The sequence below is a fragment of the Streptomyces sp. AA1529 genome (assembly GCF_000280905.1).
Taxonomy (GTDB): domain Bacteria; phylum Actinomycetota; class Actinomycetes; order Streptomycetales; family Streptomycetaceae; genus Streptomyces.
Genome location: NZ_ALAP01000054.1, coordinates 1 through 21,104, shown reverse-complemented (window position 1 = coordinate 21,104; position 21,104 = coordinate 1). Strand labels below are relative to the sequence as shown.

At 73.2% G+C, this 21,104-nt stretch carries 16 protein-coding genes and 1 riboswitch; of the genes, 6 read left to right on the top strand and 10 right to left on the bottom strand.

Annotated elements, in window-relative coordinates; all coding sequences use genetic code 11:
• Nucleotides 1-178: 178 nt before the first annotated feature.
• On the top strand, nucleotides 179-2,209 hold the full coding sequence (locus tag A949_RS0116110; protein WP_019357049.1) for a glycosyltransferase family 2 protein: 2,031 nt from the start codon (nucleotides 179-181) through the stop codon (nucleotides 2,207-2,209).
• Nucleotides 2,206-4,230 carry a kelch motif-containing protein gene (locus A949_RS0116105; RefSeq protein ID WP_019357048.1) on the top strand — a complete coding sequence of 675 codons (2,025 nt, stop codon included), beginning with the start codon at nucleotides 2,206-2,208 and terminating at the stop codon, nucleotides 4,228-4,230. Before A949_RS0116110 ends, A949_RS0116105 begins: the two co-directional genes overlap by 4 nt.
• A gap of 68 nt (nucleotides 4,231-4,298) precedes the next feature.
• Here the strand turns inward: A949_RS0116105 and A949_RS33640 are convergent, their stop codons facing one another.
• Nucleotides 4,299-5,366 carry a glycoside hydrolase family 6 protein gene (locus A949_RS33640; RefSeq protein WP_051019515.1) on the bottom strand — a complete coding sequence of 356 codons (1,068 nt, stop codon included), beginning with the start codon at nucleotides 5,364-5,366 and terminating at the stop codon, nucleotides 4,299-4,301.
• A 208-nt stretch (nucleotides 5,367-5,574) separates the two neighbouring features.
• Nucleotides 5,575-6,354, bottom strand: coding sequence for an HAD-IIA family hydrolase (locus A949_RS0116095; RefSeq protein ID WP_019357046.1), 780 nt, complete (start codon nucleotides 6,352-6,354; stop codon nucleotides 5,575-5,577).
• A gap of 235 nt (nucleotides 6,355-6,589) precedes the next feature.
• Between A949_RS0116095 and A949_RS0116090 the strand changes: the two genes are divergently transcribed.
• Nucleotides 6,590-7,666, top strand: coding sequence for a Gfo/Idh/MocA family oxidoreductase (locus A949_RS0116090; protein WP_019357045.1), 1,077 nt, complete (start codon nucleotides 6,590-6,592; stop codon nucleotides 7,664-7,666).
• A 94-nt stretch (nucleotides 7,667-7,760) separates the two neighbouring features.
• On the opposite strand, the gene A949_RS39520 is transcribed toward A949_RS0116090, so the two are convergent.
• The 3 genes from A949_RS39520 to A949_RS0116075 form a co-directional block, all read right to left on the bottom strand.
• A complete protein-coding gene (locus A949_RS39520) occupies nucleotides 7,761-9,488 on the bottom strand; it encodes a protein kinase domain-containing protein (protein ID WP_158687592.1) in 1,728 nt (575 codons plus the stop codon).
• Between the two features lie 200 nt (nucleotides 9,489-9,688).
• A complete protein-coding gene (locus tag A949_RS0116080) occupies nucleotides 9,689-10,558 on the bottom strand; it encodes a fumarylacetoacetate hydrolase family protein (RefSeq protein WP_019357044.1) in 870 nt (289 codons plus the stop codon).
• 217 nt (nucleotides 10,559-10,775) lie between these two features.
• Entirely contained in the window at nucleotides 10,776-12,236 is a 1,461-nt protein-coding gene (locus A949_RS0116075; protein ID WP_019357043.1) for a DUF445 family protein, read from the bottom strand.
• 355 nt (nucleotides 12,237-12,591) lie between these two features.
• On the opposite strand from A949_RS0116075, the gene A949_RS0116070 reads away from it, so the two are divergent.
• Nucleotides 12,592-13,890 (top strand): SGNH/GDSL hydrolase family protein, encoded by a 1,299-nt coding sequence (locus tag A949_RS0116070; RefSeq protein ID WP_019357042.1) that lies wholly within the window; start codon nucleotides 12,592-12,594, stop codon nucleotides 13,888-13,890.
• A gap of 31 nt (nucleotides 13,891-13,921) precedes the next feature.
• Here A949_RS0116070 and A949_RS0116065 read toward each other — a convergent pair whose 3' ends face one another.
• From A949_RS0116065 to A949_RS0116055, 3 genes are all read right to left on the bottom strand, one after another.
• Nucleotides 13,922-14,896: an ABC transporter ATP-binding protein gene (locus A949_RS0116065; protein ID WP_026004694.1), complete on the bottom strand. Its 975-nt coding sequence runs from the start codon at nucleotides 14,894-14,896 to the stop codon at nucleotides 13,922-13,924.
• A gap of 113 nt (nucleotides 14,897-15,009) precedes the next feature.
• Nucleotides 15,010-15,774 (bottom strand): ABC transporter permease, encoded by a 765-nt coding sequence (locus A949_RS0116060; RefSeq protein WP_051019521.1) that lies wholly within the window; start codon nucleotides 15,772-15,774, stop codon nucleotides 15,010-15,012.
• 103 nt (nucleotides 15,775-15,877) lie between these two features.
• On the bottom strand, nucleotides 15,878-16,684 hold the full coding sequence (locus A949_RS0116055) for an ABC transporter permease (RefSeq protein ID WP_019357039.1): 807 nt from the start codon (nucleotides 16,682-16,684) through the stop codon (nucleotides 15,878-15,880).
• Between the two features lie 219 nt (nucleotides 16,685-16,903).
• Here A949_RS0116055 and A949_RS33630 point away from each other — a divergent pair, with 219 nt between their 5' ends.
• Together A949_RS33630 and A949_RS0116045 are read left to right on the top strand one after the other, a co-directional pair.
• The gene (locus A949_RS33630) at nucleotides 16,904-19,786 is read left to right on the top strand and encodes a transglycosylase domain-containing protein (RefSeq protein ID WP_019357038.1); all 2,883 of its coding nucleotides are present in this window, start codon (nucleotides 16,904-16,906) and stop codon (nucleotides 19,784-19,786) included.
• Nucleotides 19,787-19,952: 166 nt separating this feature from the next.
• Nucleotides 19,953-20,020: riboswitch (guanidine-III (ykkC-III) riboswitch) on the top strand.
• Nucleotides 20,021-20,049: 29 nt separating this feature from the next.
• Entirely contained in the window at nucleotides 20,050-20,370 is a 321-nt protein-coding gene (locus A949_RS0116045) for a DMT family transporter (protein WP_019357037.1), read from the top strand.
• A gap of 118 nt (nucleotides 20,371-20,488) precedes the next feature.
• Here the strand turns inward: A949_RS0116045 and A949_RS0116040 are convergent, their stop codons facing one another.
• Both A949_RS0116040 and A949_RS33625 read right to left on the bottom strand, forming a co-directional pair.
• A complete protein-coding gene (locus A949_RS0116040) occupies nucleotides 20,489-20,791 on the bottom strand; it encodes a GroES family chaperonin (protein ID WP_051271644.1) in 303 nt (100 codons plus the stop codon).
• A 73-nt stretch (nucleotides 20,792-20,864) separates the two neighbouring features.
• A partial coding sequence (locus A949_RS33625; protein ID WP_019357035.1) for a hypothetical protein occupies nucleotides 20,865-21,104 on the bottom strand: 240 nt, incomplete at its 5' end.

Genomic DNA, 21,104 nt, shown 5'->3' with positions numbered 1-21,104 from the left:
GCCCTTGCGTTCGTGTGCCGAGTTGTAGAACCTGACGTGCGTTCACCGAGCGGTCCGTACCGTGCACGGGGACACGGGGACACGGAGACCGAGCGACACCGCGCGCCGCGGGGCGGGGGCCAGGGCGCGGCATCGGCACGAGAGCACGCCCCTGCCGGGGCGTGCGGGGGAACGACACATGACCACGCCACCCGAGGGCGTCCGGCATCAGCGGCCGCCGGAGCACGACGACCAGGATCCGACGCGCACGGCGCAACTGCGCATACCCCGGCCGGCCGCCCGGGCCGGGGACCCCGCGGCGCAGCACGCGCCCGCACCGTTCCGGACCCGCGCGCGCCGGCCCTCCGCGCACCCCTGGGAGCGGGCCGCTCCCCGCTACGACTACGAGCACTACAGCCGGCTGGCGGGCCCGCTGCGGCAACCCGACCCGGCCGGGCCCCACCGGGTGCGGTACCGCAGCCTGCTGGCCGACGAACCGCACCGGTTCCGCGCCGGGTTCCTGCTGTGCCTGGCACCGCTGTTGTCGGCCGCGCTGCTGGTCTGGCTGATGCAGCCGGACCACTGGACCCGCCGCGACCCGGGTGAGGTCTCCGACCTCGTTCTGAAGCTCGATGTGGTCATGCTCGTCTCGATCGGGCTGATCGAACTGTTCCGCACCCTCAACGTCCTCTCCAACGCGCACGCCACCCTGGTGGCCCGGGACCCGGTACCCGTGGTGCCCGAGGCCGGTACCCGCGTCGCCTTCCTCACCTCGTTCGTGCCCGGCAAGGAGCCGATCGGGATGGTCACCAGGACGCTGGAGGCGGCCGTCCGGGTGCGGCACCGCGGCACCATGCACGTCTGGCTGCTCGACGAGGGCGACGACCCGGAGGTCAAGGAGGTCTGCCGGCGGCTGGGGGTGCACCACTTCTCCCGCAAGGGCACCGCGCGGTGGAACACCGGCAAGGGCGCCTTCCGCGCCAGGACCAAGCACGGCAACTACAACGCCTGGCTCGACGCGCACGGCGACGACTACGACTTCTTCGCCGGGGTCGACACCGACCACGTACCGCTGCCCAACTACCTGGAGCGGATGCTGGGCTACTTCCGCGACCCGGACGTCGGCTTCGTCATCGGCCCGCAGGTCTACGGCAACTACGACAACTTCGTCACCAAGGCCGCCGAGAGCCAGCAGTTCCTCTTCCACGCCCTCATCCAGCGCGCCGGGAACCGCTACCGGGCGCCGATGTTCGTCGGTACCAGCAACGCCGTCCGCATCTCCGCGCTGAAGGCCATCGGGGGGCTGTACGACTCCATCACGGAGGACATGGCCACCGGTTTCGAGATGCACCGTCACCGCAACCCGGCCACCGGCAACACCTGGCGCTCCGTCTACACCCCCGATGTGCTCGCCGTCGGCGAGGGCCCCAACGCCTGGACGGACTTCTTCACCCAGCAGCTCCGCTGGTCCCGCGGCACCTACGAGACGATCCTCAAGCAGTACTGGCGCGGCCTGGGCAGCATGCCGCCGGGCAAGATGTTCAACTACACGCTGCTGATGCTCTTCTACCCGGCATCCGCGCTGAACTGGATCCTGGCCGCGCTCTCCTGCGCGCTGTTCCTGGGCCTGGGCGCCTCCGGTGTGCAGATCGACCCGGCCATCTGGATGGCCCTGTACGGCAACGCCACCGCGCTGCAGATCGGGCTCTACATCTGGAACCGGCGGCACAACGTCTCCCCGCACGAGCCGGAGGGCTCCGGCGGGCTGGCCGGGATGCTGATGTCGGCACTGTCCGCGCCGATCTACGCACGCTCCCTCTTCGACACGGTGCTGCGTCGCAAGAGCAAGTTCGTGGTCACGCCGAAGGGCGACTCGGCCAGCCCCGACACGCTGTTCGGCACGTTCCGGGTGCACCTGTTCTTCATCGCCGTCTTCGGCGGCTCCTTCGTCGGTTCCCTCTTCCTGGGGCACGACCATCCGGCGATGCTCACCTGGGCCGCGCTCGCGCTGCTGATCACGGCGGCACCGATCGTGGGCTGGCGGTCGACCGTCCGCGCGGAGAAGCGCCGCAGGGCGCGCAGGGCCCGTCGGCACGCCTCCGGAACCCGGACCGCGGCGGCTGCTCCGGCCGCGCCCGCCCCCGCGCCCGCCACCGCGTCCGCGCCCTGGCCCACGCCCACCCACGACCAGCATCCGCACCACACCGCGTTTGGGGGACAGGAAGGATGACGAACCGACGGAGCCGCCGCCGCGCCGCGAGTGCCGGGAAGCGACGGGCCCGGCGCATAGCCATCGGCACGGCGGTCGTGCTGCTCGTCGCCGGGTTCAACGGCCCGGCGCTGTACAGCTTCGCCTCGGCCGAGTACCACGACTACGAGATCAACCAGCCCGAGTACAAGGCCGCGAAGGGCCACTGGCAGATCGTCGACATCCCCGAGAAGTTCCGGATCAACACGATCCACGCGGCTCTGCTGCACACCGGCAAGGTGCTGCTGGTGGCGGGCTCGGGCAACGACGCGAAGAACTTCAAGGCCAAGAGCTTCCGCACGGTCCTGTGGGACCCGGTGCGCAACACCTTCAAGAACATCCCCACCCCCAACGACCTGTTCTGCTCGGGGCACAACCAGCTGCCCGACGGGAAGCTGCTGGTCGCGGGCGGCACCCAGCGGTACGAGACGCTGGAGGGCGATGTGGAGAAGGCCGGGGGGCTGATGTTCCTCTACAACGAGAACCCCGACCGGGGCAAGACGATCAAGAAGGGCACCCGTTTCACGGGGCGGAAGAGCGGCAGGACCTTCGTCGCCCAGCACACCGTGCTCCTGCCGCGGGCCAAGAAGCGGAAGGACCCGGAGACCGGCGAGGTGGAGACCGTCCACAGCGTCACCCGGGTCTACGCCGAGGCGGCGAGGAAGGGCCGGAAGTACCAGACGGGCACCGAGGACCAGTACCGGGTGCACGGCCTGGAGGGGGCCTGGAAGCGGAACGTCTACGGAGTGGCCCAGAAGATGTCCTTCGACAAGAAGGACTTCCAGGGCATCAAGGACGCCTACGAGTTCGACCCGGTGGCCGAGCGCTACATCACGGTCGACCCGATGAACGAGGCCCGCTGGTACCCCACCCAGCTCACCCTCCAGGACGGCAGGGTGCTGACCGTCTCCGGGCTGGACGACATCGGCCAGGTCGTCCCCGGCAAGAACGAGATCTTCGACCCGAAGACGAAGAAGTGGCACTACCTGCCCAGGACGCGGTTCTTCCCCACCTACCCGGGGCTGCACCTGGTCGGCCAGAACCGGGTCTTCTTCAGCGGCACCACCGCCGGCTACGGCCCGGCCGACAAGGGCCGCACGCCCGGCATCTGGAACCTGGAGACCAACAAGTTCACCGAGATCCCCGGCATGAGCGACCCGGACGTGCTGGAGACGGCGATGTCCGTGCCGCTGCCCCCCACCCAGTCGCGGAAGTTCATCGTCGAGGGCGGGGGCGGCGTCGGCGAGTCGGACAGGACGACGGACAAGACCCGCATCGTGGACCTGTCCTCCGACACCCCGCGGTTCCGCGACGGGCCCGACCTCTACGACAAGGTCCGCTACCCCAGCAGCGTGATCCTGCCGGACGACACCGTGCTGACCACCAACGGATCGGGCCGCTACCGGGGCAAGAGCGACAGCAACGTGCTGAAGGCCGCGCTCTACGACCCGAAGAGCAACGAGTTCGAGGAGGCCGCCGCCCCGCTGGTCGGCCGCAACTACCACTCCGGCGGGCTGCTGCTGCCGGACGGCCGGGTGATGACCTTCGGCTCGGACTCGCTGTACGCGGACAAGGCCAACACCAAGCCGGGCGAGTTCGACCAGCGCATCGAGATCTACACCCCGCCCTATCTCCATCAGGGCAAGGAGCAGCCGCAGCTGCGCACGGCCGACGCGGACGCCGCCGAGAACCTCGCGCCCGGCGACCGCGTCTCCTTCCGCAGCAAGGACGCGGCCTCCTTCGAACGGCTGCGGATGGTGCGGCCCGGCTCGTTCACCCACGTGACGAACGTGGAGCAGTCGTCGGTGGCCCTGAAGATGAACACATCCCGGGACGGAACGGTGACCACGACCATCCCGGACGACCCGTCGCTGGTCACCCCCGGCTGGTGGATGGTCTTCGGGGTGGACGCGGACGGCGTGCCCTCCAAGGCCCGGTGGGTGAAGGTGGGCATCGACCCGGACGCCGCGCACACCACGGTGACCACGGGCGACCCGGAGTAGGCCGCCTGCCGTCCGCCGGCTCCGCGCCCCGGCACTCCCCGGAGCGCGGAGCCGCACCGGCCGGCCGGCTACGACCGCTGCTCGTCCTGTCCGTCCTGCCCGTCCTGTCCGTCGGCGTTGCGGGCCAGCTCCAGGGCGTACTCCGGCCACCAGGTACCGGCCTTCGGGCCACCGCGGCACTCGCCGTCCGACTCCCCCGGGCGCTTGATCCACAGGTAGGCGTCCACCAGGTCGTGCCCCGTCCTGGTGGTGGGCGGTTCGCCCAGGGCCCGTCCGGGCGGGTTGCACCAGCTCTCCTCGCCGCCGCGCAGCGGCCCGTTGCCGTTCCGGCTGGTGTCCACGACGAAGTGCTTGCCCCCGACCTTCGCCGAGAGCCGCTTGCCGTGGGCGATGTTGGAGGCGGTGGTCTGGAAGTTGGAGACGTTCAGCGCGAAGCCGTCGGCCCGCTCGATCCCGGCGCGGTCGAGCGGCTCGGCCAGCGCACCGGGGTCGCGGACCCAGTCCGGATTGCCGGCGTCCAGGTAGACCGTCGTGCGGGGCAACCGCTTGAGCCGGGTGACGGCGTCGGCCAGCAGCCGGTAGCGCTCCGCGCGCAGCTTCGGCGCGGCGCACGCACCCGAGACGGTGTGCGCGAGGGCGTCCGGTTCCACGATCACCGTGGCGGCCCGGCTCCCGATGCCCTGCGCGACCTCGTCCAGCCACCCGCGGTACGCCGCGGCGCTCTCGGCCCCGCCCTTGCTGTACTGCCCGCAGTCGCGGTGCGGCACGTTGTAGAGGACCAGCAGCGCCTCCCGGTCCGCGGCGGTGGCGGCCTCGGTGACGCGGGCCGCGTGACCGCGCGGGTCGGCGGGGCCGAGCCAGTCGGCCACCGGCTGCCCGGCGATCTTCCGCAGCTCACGGGCCCGCGCGGAGGCGCCGTCCGCGGCGTCGGTACGGGCCTGCCGCGCGGCGTTCCCCCCGGGGTCGACCCAGTAGGGGACGACGGACCTGGGGCGCTGCCGCACCGTGGAGCCCGCCTCGGACCCGGCGCCGTCCGGGGCGTCCGGTGCGGAACAGCCCGCCAGCAGCAGGGCTCCCACCAGCGTGCTCCCCGCAGCCCCCCGGGCGCGCGCGAGACTCCGGGCGCTGCCGTACATCCACTCCCCCTCGGCTGCACTGCCGGCGTCGGCCGGGTCGCCGGACCGCCGCGAACCGCGGCGGTGCGGGCCGCGGACCGGCCGCAGCGTCGGCCCATCGTGTCACAGAACACGCCGCGCACGGCCGTGACTCCGGCACCCGAGCGGTCCCGTCCGCCCGGGCGGGACCCGCTGCCCCGCGGCGGTGCGCGGGGCGGCCGGGAGCGGGTCAGACCCGGTCGACGAGGTCCGCGATGGAGTCGACGACGCTGGAGGGGCGGTAGGGGTACCGCTCCACCTCGTCGGGCCGGGTCAGCCCGGTCAGCACCAGGAAGGTCTCCAGCCCGGCCTCCATCCCGGCCCGGACGTCGGTGTCCATCCGGTCGCCGATCATGGCGCTGGTCTCGGAATGGGCGCCGATCGCGTTGAGACCGGCACGCATCATCAGCGGATTGGGCTTGCCGACGAAGTAGGGGTGCTGGCCGGTGGCCTTGGTGATCAGAGCGGCGACCGACCCGGTGGCGGGCAGCGCGCCCTCGGCGGAGGGGCCGGTCTCGTCGGGGTTGGTGGCGATGAAGCGGGCGCCGTCGTTGATCAGCCGGATGGCCCGGGTCAGCGCCTCGAAGCTGTAGGTGCGCGTCTCGCCCAGCACCACGTAGTCCGGGTCGGCGTCGGAGAGGACGTAGCCGATGTCGTGCAGGGCCGTCGTCAGCCCGGCCTCCCCTATGACGTAGGCGGTGCCTCCGGGGCGCTGGTCGTCCAGGAACTGCGCGGTGGCCAGCGCGGAGGTCCAGATGTTCTCCGTCGGCACGGTCAGCCCGATGCGGGCCAGCCGGGCGTGCAGATCCCGGGGTGTGTACATCGAGTTGTTGGTGAGCACCAGGAACGGCCGCCCCGACTCCCTGAGCCGCTTGATGAACGAGTCGGCGCCGGGGACGGGGATCCCCTCGTGCATCAGCACACCGTCCATGTCGGTGAGCCAGGACTCGATGGGCTTGCGCTCTGCCACGGATGGACTCCTGCCAGGTCGTGGTGGTCCGGCCGGCGGAGGAGCGTGCCCGGGTACGCCGGGGCACGGAACCGGCCGCCGCGCTCAGCGTAGCGGCAGCGGCCGGTGCAGGTCAGCCGGGGCGCAGGCGCTCCGGTGCCGGAGAGTGCCCGGAAGCGCCGGGAAGCGCCCGCGGGCGGCGGAAGCGGGCGGCCGGGTGCGTGCTCCGGGCCGCGGGCTTTGCGAGGGTGGGGGCATGAACCGCATGGACACCACCGCCACCCCGCTCCGCGTCGGACTGCTCGGCTTCGGGCTGGCCGGATCGGTCTTTCACGCCCCGCTGATCGCCACCACGCCGGGGCTCGTGCTGGACACCGTCGTCACCTCCGACCCGGAGCGCCGCAAGCGCGCCCGGGAGGCGGGCGCCCCGGGCGACGAGGTGCGGACGGTCGCCTCGGCGGACGAACTGTTCGCGGACGCGGACCGGCTCGATCTGGTGGTGGTCGCCACCCCGAACCGCACCCATGTGCCGCTGACGCGCCGCGCCCTGGACGCGGGGCTGCCGGTCGTGGTGGACAAGCCGCTGGCGCCCACCGGTGCCGAGGCCCGCGAGCTGGCCGCGAAGGCCGAGTCCCGGGGGCTGCTGCTGGCGCCGTTCCAGAACCGCCGCTGGGACAACGACTTCCTCACCCTGCGCTCGCTGCTGGCCGAGGACGCGCTGGGCGAGGTGTTCCGCTTCGAGTCGCGGTTCGAGCGCTGGCGGCCCCGGCTCAAGGGCGGCTGGCGCGAGTCGGGCGACCCGGAGGAGGTGGGCGGGCTGCTCTACGACCTGGGCAGCCACGTCGTCGACCAGGCGCTGACCCTCTTCGGCCCGGCCGCCTCCGTCTACGCCGAGTCGGACGTGCGGCGGGCGGGCGCCGCGGCGGACGACGACACCTTCATCGCCATCACCCACGAGAGCGGCGTCCGCTCCCACCTGTGGATGAGCGCCACGGCGGCCCAGCTCGGACCGCGCTTCCGGGTGCTGGGCAGCCGCGCCGCGTATGTGAAGTACGGCCTCGACCCGCAGGAGAGCGCGCTGCGCGGGGGCGCGCGCCCGGTCGAGGGGGCGCCGTGGGGGGTGGAGCCGGAGGACTCCTGGGGCACGCTGGGTGCGCAGGACCCGCCCGGCGCCCTGCGCACCGTGCCGACGCTGGACGGTGACTACCCGGCCTTCTACGACGCGGTCGCCGGTGCGCTGCGCGAGGGCACGCCGCCGCCGGTGACCGCCCACGAGGCGGCCGCGGCCCTCCAGGTGCTGGAGACCGCGCGGTCCTTCGCGCGGGGCGGCTAGGACGCGACCCGCGAGCCGGGCGGCGTGCTGTCGGGGCCTGCTGTCGGGGCCTCACCCGCGGGCAGCGTGCGGAGCGGCTGTGCCGCCCGGTTCGTCAGCGCCGGGTGCACGCCCAGGCGATCGTGCGGCCGCCGCCCGCGCGCGCCCGCGCCGCCTGCTCGGCCGCGGCCCGCGTGCGGCCGTGGCCGCCCCAGTAGCGGTGGTTGTTCGGGTTGTGGGCGACGGCGCCGCAGCCGTTGGCGAAGGAGACGAGGACTTTGCAGCCGGGGCCGGAACAGTGGGACATCGCGCCCTGCTCGGCGGCGCTGCGCGAACTGTGGTCCCAGGACCTGCCGTTGCTGCCGTCATGTCCCACCGCGATGGCCCCGTAGTAGTTCCGGGGCGGGGCGGAGGTCGGTTCGGGCGCGGGAGCCGGAGCGTCGTACGTCGGACGGGACGCGGCGTCGGTCTCCGGCGGGTCGTCGTCGATCGGCCTGGTGTGGGTCGGCGTACGGGTCGGCCCGGCGTCGGCCGGGTCCGTGCCACCGGTGGTCCCCGAGGTGAGGCGGCCCGGCGTCAAGTCGTGGTCGGTCAGCAGCCGGCTCGCGGAAACGGTGGGCCTCGCGTCGGAGAGCTCGTCCGCATCGGAGGGCTTGTCCTGGTCGGACAGCAGCAGCGCCGCGACGACCACGGCGCCGATGGCGGCGGCGATGCCCCCCAGGGTGCGGCCCGGCGTCGACCCGCCCGTATCCGGGTTCCCGGCCGGGGCGCCCGGGCCCTGGTTGCGCGCGGGCGTGGGCGGCCGGTCGTTCCCCGGCGCGTTCGCCCGCGCCCCTGCCGCCTGCCGCCTGCCCCCGGACCGCCCTTCCCCGGTCACGCGCCTGGTGTGCCCCGGAACGTCCGAGGTCCAGCTGCGGGTGACGGTCTCCGCCTCCGACTGGTCGGCGGCGCGCTGGAGGCGGCTGCCTTCTTCGGCGTACTGGTCGATCAGCGAGGTCCAGCCGCCCGGCAGGGCGTGGGAGCCTCGCCTGGCGAAGCGCCGGATGAGCTGCTCGGCGGTCGGCCGGTCCTCGGGCCGCACCGCGAGGCAGTCGCCGACCACCCCGGTGAGGCCCGCGGGCAGGCCGTCCAGGTCGATCGCCGCCCGCCGTACGTGGTTGAGCTGCTGCAGCGGCTCCTGGGTCTCCGGGTACGGCAGCCGTCCGCAGGCCACGTAGTGGAGGGTGACGCCGAGCGCATAGATGTCGGAGGCGAACGTGCTGGGCTGCCCCTCGGCCTGTTCCGGCGCGGCGAAGGCGATGGTGCCGAGAGTGAGCCGGGTGCTGGTGAGGTCGCCGGCGTGCGAGATGCCGAAGTCGATGACCCTCGGGCCCTTCGCGGTCAGCAGGATGTTGAGCGGCTTCACGTCCCGGTGCACGATGCCCTTGCCGTGCAGTTCCGCGAGCGCCCGCAGGATGCCGGGGGCGATCCGGCGCACCGCCTCCTCGTCCCCGAGCGGCCCCTGCTGCACCACGAGTGCTTCGAGCGAGGGCGCCGGCACGTACTCCATGGCCATCCAGGGCCGCTCGGCCGCGATGTCGGAGTCGAGCACCCGGGCGGTGTACGTGCTCCGCACGCGGCGGGCCAGCCTGGTCTCGCGGGCGAAGCGCTTGCGGGCCTCCTCGCTCACCCCGCCCGGGGCCAGCAGTGTCTTGACGGCCACGATCCGGCCCGTGTCGGGGTGCCGGCCGAGGTAGATCACCCCCATACCGCCGGTGGCCAGCTGGCCCAGCAGCCGGTAGGGCCCGAGTCGGCGCAGCTCACCACTGAGCGCGAACACACCCATTCCGAACGGCTCTGTCACTGTCCCGCCCCCGTCCCCTGCGTTCCGGACGAGGGCATGATTTCACGCAACTGGCCCCGCATGAGGTCGTGTTCGGGTCGAAACCCGGCCGCGGACCGGGCGCGCTCCGGAACGGTCCCGGCCGAACGCTCCGGGCAGTCGCACGATCCGGGCACTCGGGGCGGCCCCGGGGCGCGGGGCCGCCCCGGGGCGCGACGCGGCTAGGCCGACGTCATGACCTGGCGCTGCCGGCCCAGGCCCGCGATCTCCAGTTCGACGACGTCGCCGTCGCGCAGATAGGGCTTGGGCTCCGGCATCCCCATCGCGACGCCCGCCGGGGTGCCGGTGGAGACGATGTCGCCGGGGTGCAGAGTCATGAAGTGGCTGAGGTGGCGCAGCACTTCGGCGACCGGGAAGATCTGGTCGGCGGTGCTGCCGTCCTGGCGCAGCGTGCCGTTCACCCACAGACGCATCGCCAGCGCCTGGGGGTCGGGCACCTCGTCGGCCGTGACCAGCCAGGGGCCCAGCGGGTTGAAGGTCTCGCAGTTCTTGCCCTTGTCCCACTGCCCGCCGCGTTCGAGCTGGAAGGCGCGTTCGGACACGTCGTTGCCGACCGCGTACCCGGCGACGCAGCCCAGCGCCGCCCGGTCGGTTTCCAGATAGCGGGCGGTGCGGCCGACGACGACGGCCAGTTCGACCTCCCAGTCGGTCTTCCGGCTGCCGCGCGGGATCAGCACCGGGTCGTGCGGGCCGACGACCGTGTCGGGCGCCTTCATGAAGACGATGGGCTCCTCGGGCACCGGGGCGCCGGTCTCCCGCGCGTGGTCGTGGAAGTTCAGCCCGATGCACACGATCTTGCCGATGCGGGCCAGCGGCGGCCCGATGCGCGGCCCCTCGGGCCCGGTGTCCGCCGCCGCTGCGGGCAGCTTCCCGGCGGCGGCCGCCGCGCGCACCCGGTCGAGCGCGGCGGGGTCCGCGAGCAGTTCGGGGTCGATGTCGGGGACGACCCCCGACAGGTCGCGCAGGGTTCCGTCCTCGTCCAGCAGCGCGGGGCGCTCGGCTCCCGCAGGTCCGACGCGGAGCAGTTTCACGTCGCTCTCCCTCCCAGGCGAATCAGCAGATCGTCCAGGAGGGCGTTCAGAACCACAAGAGAGAGTTCACGTACTGGACCGTAGCATCCGTAATACGGAAGTAGCCTGGCGTTTGGTGGCGCCACATCCGGTATTCCGGCATTTCGGCACCGCGACGTTCCCGGCGGACCGCGTTCCGCGCCGCACGGACGACGCGCCCGGCCGGCGGGCGCCGGGCCTACGCGCCCGCCAGCCGGGCCACCGTGTGGATGGCCAGCCCGGCCAGCGAGCCGACCACCGTGCCGTTGATCCGGATGAACTGCAGGTCCCGCCCGATATGGGCCTCGATCTTCCGCGAGGTGTGCTCGGCGTCCCAGCTCGCGACCGTCTCCGAGATCAGCGAGGTGATCTCGCCCCGGTAGGTGGTCACCAGATGCGCGGCGGCGCCCTCGATCCAACCGTCCACCTTCGACCGCAGCCGGCCGTCGGCCGCCAGCCGGCCGCCCAGCGACAGCAGCGCCGCCCGGGCCCGGACGCGCAGCTCGCTGCGCTCGTCCTCGGCGGCGGCCACCAGCATCGCCCGCACGGCACCCCACACCGAGGCGATCAGGTCCTGCACCTCGGCACGGGCCAGCGTCTCGTTCTTCAGCCGCTCCACCCGGGCGCGGGTGTCCGGGTCGGTCTGCAGGTCGGTGGCGAAGTCCCGCAGGAAGCGGTCCACAGCCCCCCGCGCGGGGTGGTCGGGCATGTCCCGCATCTCCGTGACGAAGCGCAGCAGTTCGCGGTAGACCCGCTCGCCGACCCGCCGGTCCACGAACTTCGGCGTCCAGCCCGGCGCGCCTCCCGCGACCGCACCCATCACGGAGTCGCCGTGCTCGTGCAGCCACTCGGCGGCCCGGGTGCACACCAGGTCGACGACGCGGCGGTGGCCGCCGTCCGCGACGATCCGCTCCAGCATCGCGCCGAGTCCCGGCGCGACCTCCTTGGCGGTGGCGCGGCGGGTGATCGCCTCGCTGACGACGGCCTGCACGTCCGCGTCCCGCAGCACGGTGAGCGCCCCGCGCAGCGCGGTGGCCAGCTCGGCCGTCACCCGGTCGGCGTGCTCGGGGCGGGCCAGCCAGGCGCCGAACCGGCCGCTGATCCCGACCGCGTGCAGCCGCTCGCGCACGACGTCGGCGGAGAGGAAGTTCTCTCCCACGAAGTCGCCGAGACTGCGGCCGAGTTGGTCCTTCTTGGTGGGAATGATCGCGGTGTGCGGAATGGGCAGCCCCATCGGATGCCGGAAGAGCGCCGTGACCGCGAACCAGTCGGCGAGCGCACCCACCATCCCGGCCTCGGCCGCCGCCGCGACATAGCCGCTCCAGGGTCCGGCTCCGGCGTGCTCCGCCCAGGTGGCCGCCGCGAAGACCACGGCCATCAGCAGCAGCGCCCCGGTGGCGATGGCCTTCATCCGCCGCACGCCGCGGCGGCGCTCCTCGTCGGCCGGGGTGAGCCCCCCGGCACCGCCCGGCACCCGCGGCCCCGGGGCGCCCGCAGCGCCCGCAGCGCCCGCAGCGCCCGCAGCCGCAGCGCCACCCGAGTGGTCCAACACCGGCTCCCCGGTTCCCGATGCGCTGCGCCCGGCGGCCCGGCCGCGTGTGATCGCTCTCACGTGGGCCTCCTCGTGATCGGAGTGCTCGCCCTCGGTCGCCCGGTCCATCCGCTCCGCCCTCCCCCTGGATCGTCCCTGGCCACGCCCCGCATACCGGCGGAACACCGGGGAACCCTCGCTACCGTCCGCGCACCGGATCACCTCCCGGTACGGGGAAGGACATTCTCCCTCCACCGGACGCGCGTGGAACGGAGCGCGGCTCTGCCGCGTCTGTGTGGGCGGCAGTGCAGAACATCAGGAACCAGCAAGGTGGTGCCGGGGGGAACCGGCCCGTCGAGGCCCCGTCCGGCGTACGGCCCCCGACAGGGCGCCGCACCCCGATCGTGGGATCATGGCACCGCAGACCGACCGGAGCCGCGAGCTCCGTGCAGCCCGAGGAGAACGAGCGCGCGTGACCAGGAACATGGGCTATGCCCTGCTCGCCGGACTGGCGGCGCTCGTGGTCCTCGTCTCGACCGCGATATTCATCGGCGCCGGCAACCGCGACCAGGGACGGGGCGAGGACTCGCCGCGGGCACGCAACTCGGCCGCGCCCGCCTCCTCCGGGAACTGGGTCGGCACCTGGTCGGCGGCGCCGGCAGCGGCCGAACCGCGCAGCCGGGACGGCTTCGCGCACATGTCGATCCGCAACGTCGTGCACACCTCGGTGGGCGGCACGGGCGCCCGGGTGCGGCTCTCCAACCTGTTCGGCAACCGGCCGCTGACCATCACGCACGCGAGCGTCGCGCTGGCCGCGGCCCCCAGCAACCCCACGGCAGCGGCGGGCAGCATGCGCCGGCTCCGGTTCGGCAACAAGACCTCGGTCACCATCCCGGCCGGCGGCGAGGTCACCAGTGACGCGGTGCGGCTGAACGTGCCGCACGCGGCGGACCTGCTGGTCACCACCTACTCCCCCACGCCCTCCGGCCCGGTCACCTACCACCCCTACGCACGGCAGACCAGCTATGTGGCCACGGGCGACCGGGCCGAGGACACCTCGGGCACCGCCTTCAACCAGCAGAGCCCGTACTGGCGTTACCTCACCGGGGTGGACGTGTGGAGCTCCGAGACGCAGGGCGCCGTCGCGGTGCTGGGCGACTCGATCACCGACGGCATCACCTCCAGCCCCGGTGCCAACCGGCGCTGGACCGACTTCCTGGCCGAGCGGCTGCGCACGGAGCGCGACGCGCCCCCGCTGAGCGTCCTGAACGCGGGCATCAGCGGGAACCGGGTGCTGGTCGACGGCAGCAAGTACTCGCCCAACAACGGGCCGAGCGGGCTGACCCGGATGAGCCGCGACGTGCTCTCCCGTACCGGGCTGAAGGTCGTCGTCGTCGAGATGGGGCTCAACGACATCATCAAGCCGCCGCGGCAGCGCGATCCGCAGCGGATCGTGAACGGGCTGCGGGACCTGGTGCGGCAGGCGCACACCCGCGGACTGCGGGTCGTCGGCGCCACGCTCACCCCCTTCGGCGGGCACCGGGGCTACACCCCGCGCATGGAGGCCGTACGGCAGGGCGTCAACGCCGAGATCCGGAAGGGGAAGGTGTTCGACGCCGTGGTCGACTTCGACGCCGCCCTGCGCGACCCGGCCCACCCCGAGCGGCTGCGCGCGGCGTACGACTCGGGCGATCATCTGCACCCGAGCGACAACGGGTACCAGGCCATGGCCCAGGCGATGGATCTGCAGAGCCTGAAGGGGTCGCGGCCCGCGACGCTGTGAGAGCAGCGGGGCGGCTCCCGGGAAGGCCCGGTCAGCCCGCGTACATCCGGGCGATCACGTCCTCGATGGCCGGTTCGCGGAGGGAGAGGTCCACCAGCGGGTACTCCGCCGCGAGCCTGGCGACCAGCGGCGCGGCGCTGGCGGCGGCGGGAAAGGCCAGCCACTGGCGGGGGCCCTCGGTGCGGACGGTGCGTGCCCCCTCCAGCCCTGCTATCGGCGGCAGCTCGTACTCCAGGTCGACGATCAGGGTGCGCTCGCCGCGGCCGGCTTCCTGGAGGCCGCCGAGCGAGCCGTCGTACAGCAGCCGGCCCTGGTCGATGACCACCACCCGCTCGCACAGGTGCTCGATGTCGCTCAGGTCGTGCGTGGTCAGCAGCACGGTCGTGCCCAGCTCCGCGTTGAGCGAGGTCAGGAACCGGCGCACCCGCGCCTTGCTGACGACGTCCAGACCGATCGTGGGCTCGTCCAGGTAGAGCACGTCGGGGTCGTGCAGCAGGGCCGCGGTGATGTCGCCGCGCATCCGCTGCCCCAGCGAGAGCTGCCGGACCGGCACGTCCAGCAGGTCGCCCAGTTCCAGGAGTTCCACGCAGCGCGCCAGGTTCTCCTCGAAGCGGGCGCGCGGGATCCGGTACATCCGGCGGACCAGCGCGTAGGAGTCGCGCAGCGGCAGGTCCCACCACAGCGTGGTGCGCTGCCCGAAGACGACACCGATGCGCCGCACCAGCCGGGTGCGCTCCTGCCACGGGTCCACCCCGGCGACCCGCAGCCTGCCGGTGGAGGGGGTGAGGATGCCGGTGAGCATCTTGATGGTGGTCGACTTGCCGGCGCCGTTGGGTCCGATGAAGCCGACCATCTCACCGCGGCGCAGTGCGAAGGAGATACCGTCCACGGCCCGTACCGAGGTGGCCGTGCGGCGCAGCAGACCACTGCGGCGGCGCACGGTGAAGGTCTTGGTCAGGTCCCGTACGTCGATGAACCCGGCGTCCGCACCGCCCGCGGCGGCCATGTCACCCGCGCTGTCCGCGGCACCCGCGGCATCCACATCGCTCACTGCTCTCGCGTCCCTCCTCATCTCGTCCCAGTACCGGCGCTCCGGGGCGCCGGCGCTCCGGTGCCCGGTCAGCTTCCCGTGCTGCGGTAGGAGCGCAGCCCCGCCCGCCACGCCGCACCCGCCACGGCGCAGCACAGGAGCGCGACGGCGGGGGCGGCCAGGTCGAGCCCGTCCGGCAGGCCCAGGGGATCGTCCCGGCCCAGCAGCCGCAGCGCCGGCAGCCAGTTGACGAAGGCCAGCGGCACCACGAACGTCACGCCGCGCACCAGCTCCCTGCCGAAGACGGTGGGCGGGTACTGGAGCAGCGTCGTACCGCCGTAGGTGAAGGCGTTCGGCACCTCGGAGGCGTCCTGCGCCCAGAACTGGAAGGCGCCGCCGACGACGAACACGCAGCCGAAGATGACGGTGCCGCACAGCAGCATGGAGACCAGCAGCGCGACCCTGCCCGCGGTCCACTCCAGGTCCAGCCGGGAGACCGCCCAGCCCAGCACCAGGGAGCCCTGGACGATCCGGCCCAGCCGGCGCAGCGCGAACCGGTCGGCGGCGAGCTGGCTGAGGACGGGCACCGGCCGGGTCAGCAGGACGTCCATGGTGCCGTCGCGCACCCGGCGGCCGACCCGCTCCGCCGAGCCCAGCAGCAGGTCCGAGAGGCCGAAGGCGACGGCGGAGGTGCCGTAGAGGAAGGCGACCTCGGGCAGCGTGAAGCCGCCCAGTGCGTCCACCTGGCCGAACATGATCATGATGGCGGCGAAGTCGAGAGCGGTCGTCGCGAAGTTGGCCACCAGCATGATCGCGAACGAGGTGCGGTACGCCATCGTCGAGCGCACCCACATCGCGGCGATGAAGCAGTAGGCCCGCACCGCCCAGGCCGCGCGGCCCAGCGCGGTGCCGAGCGCGCCGCGGCCGGTCCCGGCGACGAGCGGCGGCCGGTCGGTCTCAGCCACCCTGGACCACCACCTTGCGGGTCGCGACGGCCTGCAGGAGCCGCCCCGCGGCCAGCAGCACCACCGCCCACCCGGCCTGGAAGGCGAGCCCGGCCGCCGCGCCGCCGGGGTGGGTGCCCAGCAGCACGTCGGCGGGCACCTGGAGCATCGCGGCCCACGGCAGCAGCCGCGCCGCGTCGCCGAAGCCGCCCGGGAAGACGGACAGCGGCAGCAGCATCCCGGAGAAGAAGACGCTCAGCAGCCCGGACAGCGCGCCGAGGCCGGTCGCGTCCAGCAGCCAGAACCCGCACAGCGCGAACAGGTAGCGGACCGCGAAGCTGACCACGATCGCCAGCAGCACCGCGGCCAGGAACCACAGCCAGGTACCCAGGGAGGCGGGCAGCGCCAGATCGAAGACGAGGGAGCCGAGCGCCAGCGGCAGCACACCGCGGCCGAGCAGCTGGAAGAGGGCCCGCCCCAGGTCGGCGGCGAGCCACCAGGTCTGCAGGTCGACCGGCCGGTAGAGGTCGATGGCGACGTCGCCGTTCCTGATCCGTTCCTGGAACTCGTCCTGGAAGCCGCCGCCCATCAGCGCCGCGGCGGCCAGCAGCGCCTGCCCGGTCCAGACGAAGGTCAGCGCCTGGCTCTGGTCGTATCCGCCGAGGTGGGGACGCTCGTGCCACAGGGCCAGGAACGTATGGGCGAGAATGAAGCCGAAGACGGTGTTGGTGAAGACTCCGGCCGCCGTGGCGACGCGGTAGGTGGCATAGCGACGGAAGCCGCTCAGGGCCACGGCGAAATGGAGACGGAGCAGATGCATCCTTTCTGGCCCCTCCACCGTCTCTTCCATAGCACTGCCGTGCGAAACACCGCGCGTGGACGAAGCCAGTGAGCCTAGTCCACGGGCCGGGTGGACGACCATCGAATATCCACCGGGCCGGGCTACGGCCCCGCAGCCGTTCTCCGGTACGGCGGGTGCGAAAGTGTTCTACGGGGCGTACGAGCATCGCCCGCCATTGGACGAGGAGTCCCTGCAGACATGAGTGACGAGCCGAACCGCGACGCCGACGGCCGGGAGCCGGAGTCGGACGGCCCGCCAGCGCAGACCCCCCGGCGGCAGCCGGACCCGGCCGAGGCCGGGAGCGACGCGGCCGCCGAGGGGGGTGCGGGGACCCCGCCGGAGCGCCCGGCGGCCGACGCGTGCCCGGGGCAGCCCGCGGAGGGCACCGCCCCGAAGGCCGCGGCGCCGGAGCCGGACGCGCGGGACGAGCAGCCGGGCACCCCGGACGAGCAGCCGGAGGCGTCCGCGGAGCCGGGCCCGCAGAGTGCGCGGCCGGGCGGCGGGGACGGAACGCCGGGCCCCGGGGACGAGGAGCCGGCCGGGGCGCCGGAGCGCTCCATATCCGCGGCCGAGCAGTCCGCCCGCTCCGGGCAGCCCGCGACCCCCGGGACACCCGCGTCGCCCCGGGAGCCGGAACCGGACGGACGGTCCGCTCCGGCGGGGGCGTCCGACCCGCCCGAGAAGCCCGCACCGCCGTCACCGGCCGACCCGGCCGCGACTGCCGCCGTTCCCCTGGGGCAGGGCCCGGCCGGGGACGGTCCCGCATCCGAGGAGAGCGGCAGTCTCATGGCGAACACCCCCGAGGCGGAGCAGGGCAAAGCCGCCAAGAAGGCCGACAAGGCCATGAAGAAGCAGAAGCGCCGCCGTACCGGCTGGCGCAGGCTGCTGCCCACCTGGCGGATGGTGCTGGGCGGCTTCCTGCTGGTCGTCCTGGCGGTGTCCGGCGCGCTCGTGGCCGGGTACCTGCTGGTGAGCATTCCCGCCCCGAACGACGCCGCCGCGGCGCAGACCAACGTCTACCTGTACGCGGACGGCAGCCAGATCGCCCGGGACGGCGACATCAACCGGGAGAACGTCACCCTCGGCAAGGTGCCGAAGACGACCCAGCACGCGGTGCTGGCCGCCGAGGACCGCGACTTCTACCACGAGTCCGCCGTCGACCCGCAGGCGATGGCCCGCGCGGGCTGGAACATGGTCACCGGCGGCGAGCGGCAGTCCGGCTCGACGATCACCCAGCAGTACGTGAAGAACTACTACCTGAGCCAGGACCAGACGGTCACCCGCAAGGCCAAGGAGTTCTTCATCGCGCTGAAGCTGGACAACGAGGTCAGCAAGAACGACATCCTGCAGGGCTACCTCAACACCAGCTACTTCGGCCGGAACGCCTACGGCATCCAGTCGGCCGCGCACGCCTACTACGGCAAGGACGTCAGCGAGCTGACCGCCGGCGAGGGCGCCTACCTGGCCGCGCTGGTCAACTCGCCCAACGCCTACGACACCCGCGCCCACCCGGAGAGCAAGGACCGCGCCGTCGCCCGCTGGAACTACGTGCTGGACGGCATGGTCAAGGAGGGCTGGCTGAGCAAGAGTGACCGCACGGGCATGAAGTTCCCCGAACCGCACAAGGTCAAGCCGCCCCGGAACCTGTCCGGCGAGCGCGGCTACCTCCGGGACGCGGTCAAGAACTACCTGATCGGCAACGAGATCATCGACGAGCGGCGGCTGGCGGCCGGCGGCTTCCGGATCACCACCACGTTCCAGCCGAAGAAGCAGAAGGCCATGCGGGACGCGGTCGACGACGAGCTGATGGCGAAGCTGGACCGGAAGAACCGCAAGGTCGACAGCTACGTCCGCGCGGGCGGCGCCTCGGTCGACCCGAAGACCGGCAAGGTCGTCGCGATGTACGGCGGCATCGGCTACACCAAGCAGTACACGAACAACGCGACCCGCCGGGACTACCAGGTCGGGTCCACGTTCAAGCCGTTCCTGTTCACCTCGGCCGTCCAGAACCGGTCCACCACCCAGGACGGCCGGCTCATCCGGGCCGACACCGTCTACGACGGCACCAACAAGCGCGAGGTGGTGAGCGACGGACGCGGTACGGGATACGCGCCCGCCAACGAGGACCAGCACTCCTACGGGAAGATCCCCGTCTCGACCGCGATGGACAAGTCGGTCAACAGCGTCTTCGCGCAGATGGGTATCGACGTCGGCCCCAAGAACGTCAAGGAGACCGCGATCGACCTGGGCATCCCGAAGGACGCGCCCAACCTGACCGAGAACGGCTCCATCGCGCTCGGCGTCACCACGGCCTCGGTGCTCGACATGGCGGAGGCGTACGCCACGCTGGCCAACCACGGCAAGCACGGCCACTACAGCATGGTGGAGAAGGCCACCCGCGGCGGTGAGGTGATCAGCCTGCCCGACCCCGACCCCGTGCACGCCGTCCCCCGGGAGGCCGCCGACTCCACGACGGCCACGCTGCGCAGCGTCGTCCAGGGCGGCACCGGTACCGCGGCCCAGGCGGCGGGGCGCCCGGCCGCGGGCAAGACCGGCACCGCCGAGGAGGACAAGGCGGCCTGGTTCGCGGGCTACACCCCGGACCTGTCCACCGTCGTCTCGGTGATGGGGCAGAACCCGAAGACGGCCGTCCAGGAACCGCTCTACGGAACGGGCGGCCGGCCCCGCGTCAACGGCGGCGGCTTCCCGACCCAGATCTGGGCCGCCTACACCAAGAAGGCGCTGGAGGGCCGCCCGGCCAAGGACTTCGACCTGGACACGGCCGGCAAGGGGAACGTGTCGCCCAGCCAACCGCCGTTCAGCACGGACCCGTCGAGCCAGGCGCCGTCGGACCGGCCGAGCGACGAGCCCTCGAAGCCGGCGGAGCCGAGCGACCGGCCGTCGACGCCGTCGACCCCGCCCTCCAGGCCGCCGTCCAGCCCGCCCCAGAGCCCCCCGGCCACCGGCGGCGCCGACAGCGGCGGCAGCGGCGACCCCGGCGGGGGGGGCGGCGTCGTCGGCGGGAACGGGAACGGCGGTCCCGGGGGCGACGCCGCCTCCGGGGACCCCGGCGGGCTCTGAGACGGCACTCCCCGGGGGCCGGTGGCGTCGTGACCGGCCCCCGGGCCGTCCCCCGCCCCCGGTGACCCGCCCCGGTGACCCGCCGCCCGCGGTGCCCGGCCGCCCCGCGGGCCACCGCGGGTGAGCCGGGCCACCACCCCTCGGCGCCCGGTTTGCTACGGTCCTGGGACCGGCCCCGTTCGCGGGCCGGTCCCGACGAGACGCGCCGTACCGGGCCCGGAAAGACGACGCACCCCCGCAGTCGAACTCACGGAGGTGCCGTCATGGCCTGGATCCTGCTCGTCGTCGCCGGTCTCGTCGAGGTGGCCTGGGCGATCGGCCTCACTTTCACCGAGGGCTTCACCCGGCTGTGGCCCAGCGTGCTGACCGCCGCCGGGTTCGCCACCAGCATGGTGCTGCTGGCCCTCGCCGTGAAGACCCTGCCGATCGGTACCGCCTACGGCGTCTGGGTCGGCATCGGCGCGGCGGGCGCCGCCGTCGTCGGCATGCTGGTGCTGGGCGAGCCGGTGACCGCGGCGCGGGTCTTCTTCATCGCGCTGCTGCTGGTGGCCGTGGTCGGCCTCAAGGCCACCTCGGGCCACTGACCGGGCGGGGCCGGGCCACGGAACGGGGCCGCCGGCATGTCCGTGCCGTCCGCCGGCCTCGGCGGGCGGTTCGGGCGGTTCGGCGGACCCGGCGGGCGGTTCGGGCGGTTCGGCGGACCTAGAGGTACAGACCGGTGGAGTCGTCGGTGTCCTGGAGGCGTTCGGCGGCCACGGCGTGCAGATCGCGTTCGCGCATCAGGACGTAGGCGACTCCCCGCACCTCGACCTCGGCACGGTCCTCCGGGTCGTAGAGCACCCGGTCCCCGGGCTCCACCGTGCGCACGTGCTGGCCGACGGCGACCACCTCGGCCCAGTCCAGTTTGCGTCCCACGGCCGCGGTCGCGGGGATCACGATGCCGCCGGAGGAGCGGCGCTCACCCTCGCCGGTGTCGGTCCGCACGAGCACGCGGTCGTGCAGCATCCGGATCGGCAGCTTGTCGTCGTGCGCGGAGGCGGAGGTCTTTGGGCTCACCGGGAGACCGTATCTCAGCGCCTCACTTGCGGTTGCGGCGAGCCCGCCGCCCACCGGACCTGCGCCGGGAGGAGAGGGAGAGGACCCCGCCGACCAGGACGGCGGTCAGCACCGCGGCCGGCACGACCCGCTCCAGCCGCGGGGCGCCGTCCTCGCTGACGAACTGGGCCCGCACGTCGGACACCGCGCGGTTGGCGACCACGTACGCACGCCCCGCTGTGCGGTCCACCGCGGCGGCGGCCCGCGCCTTGGCGTCGCCGAC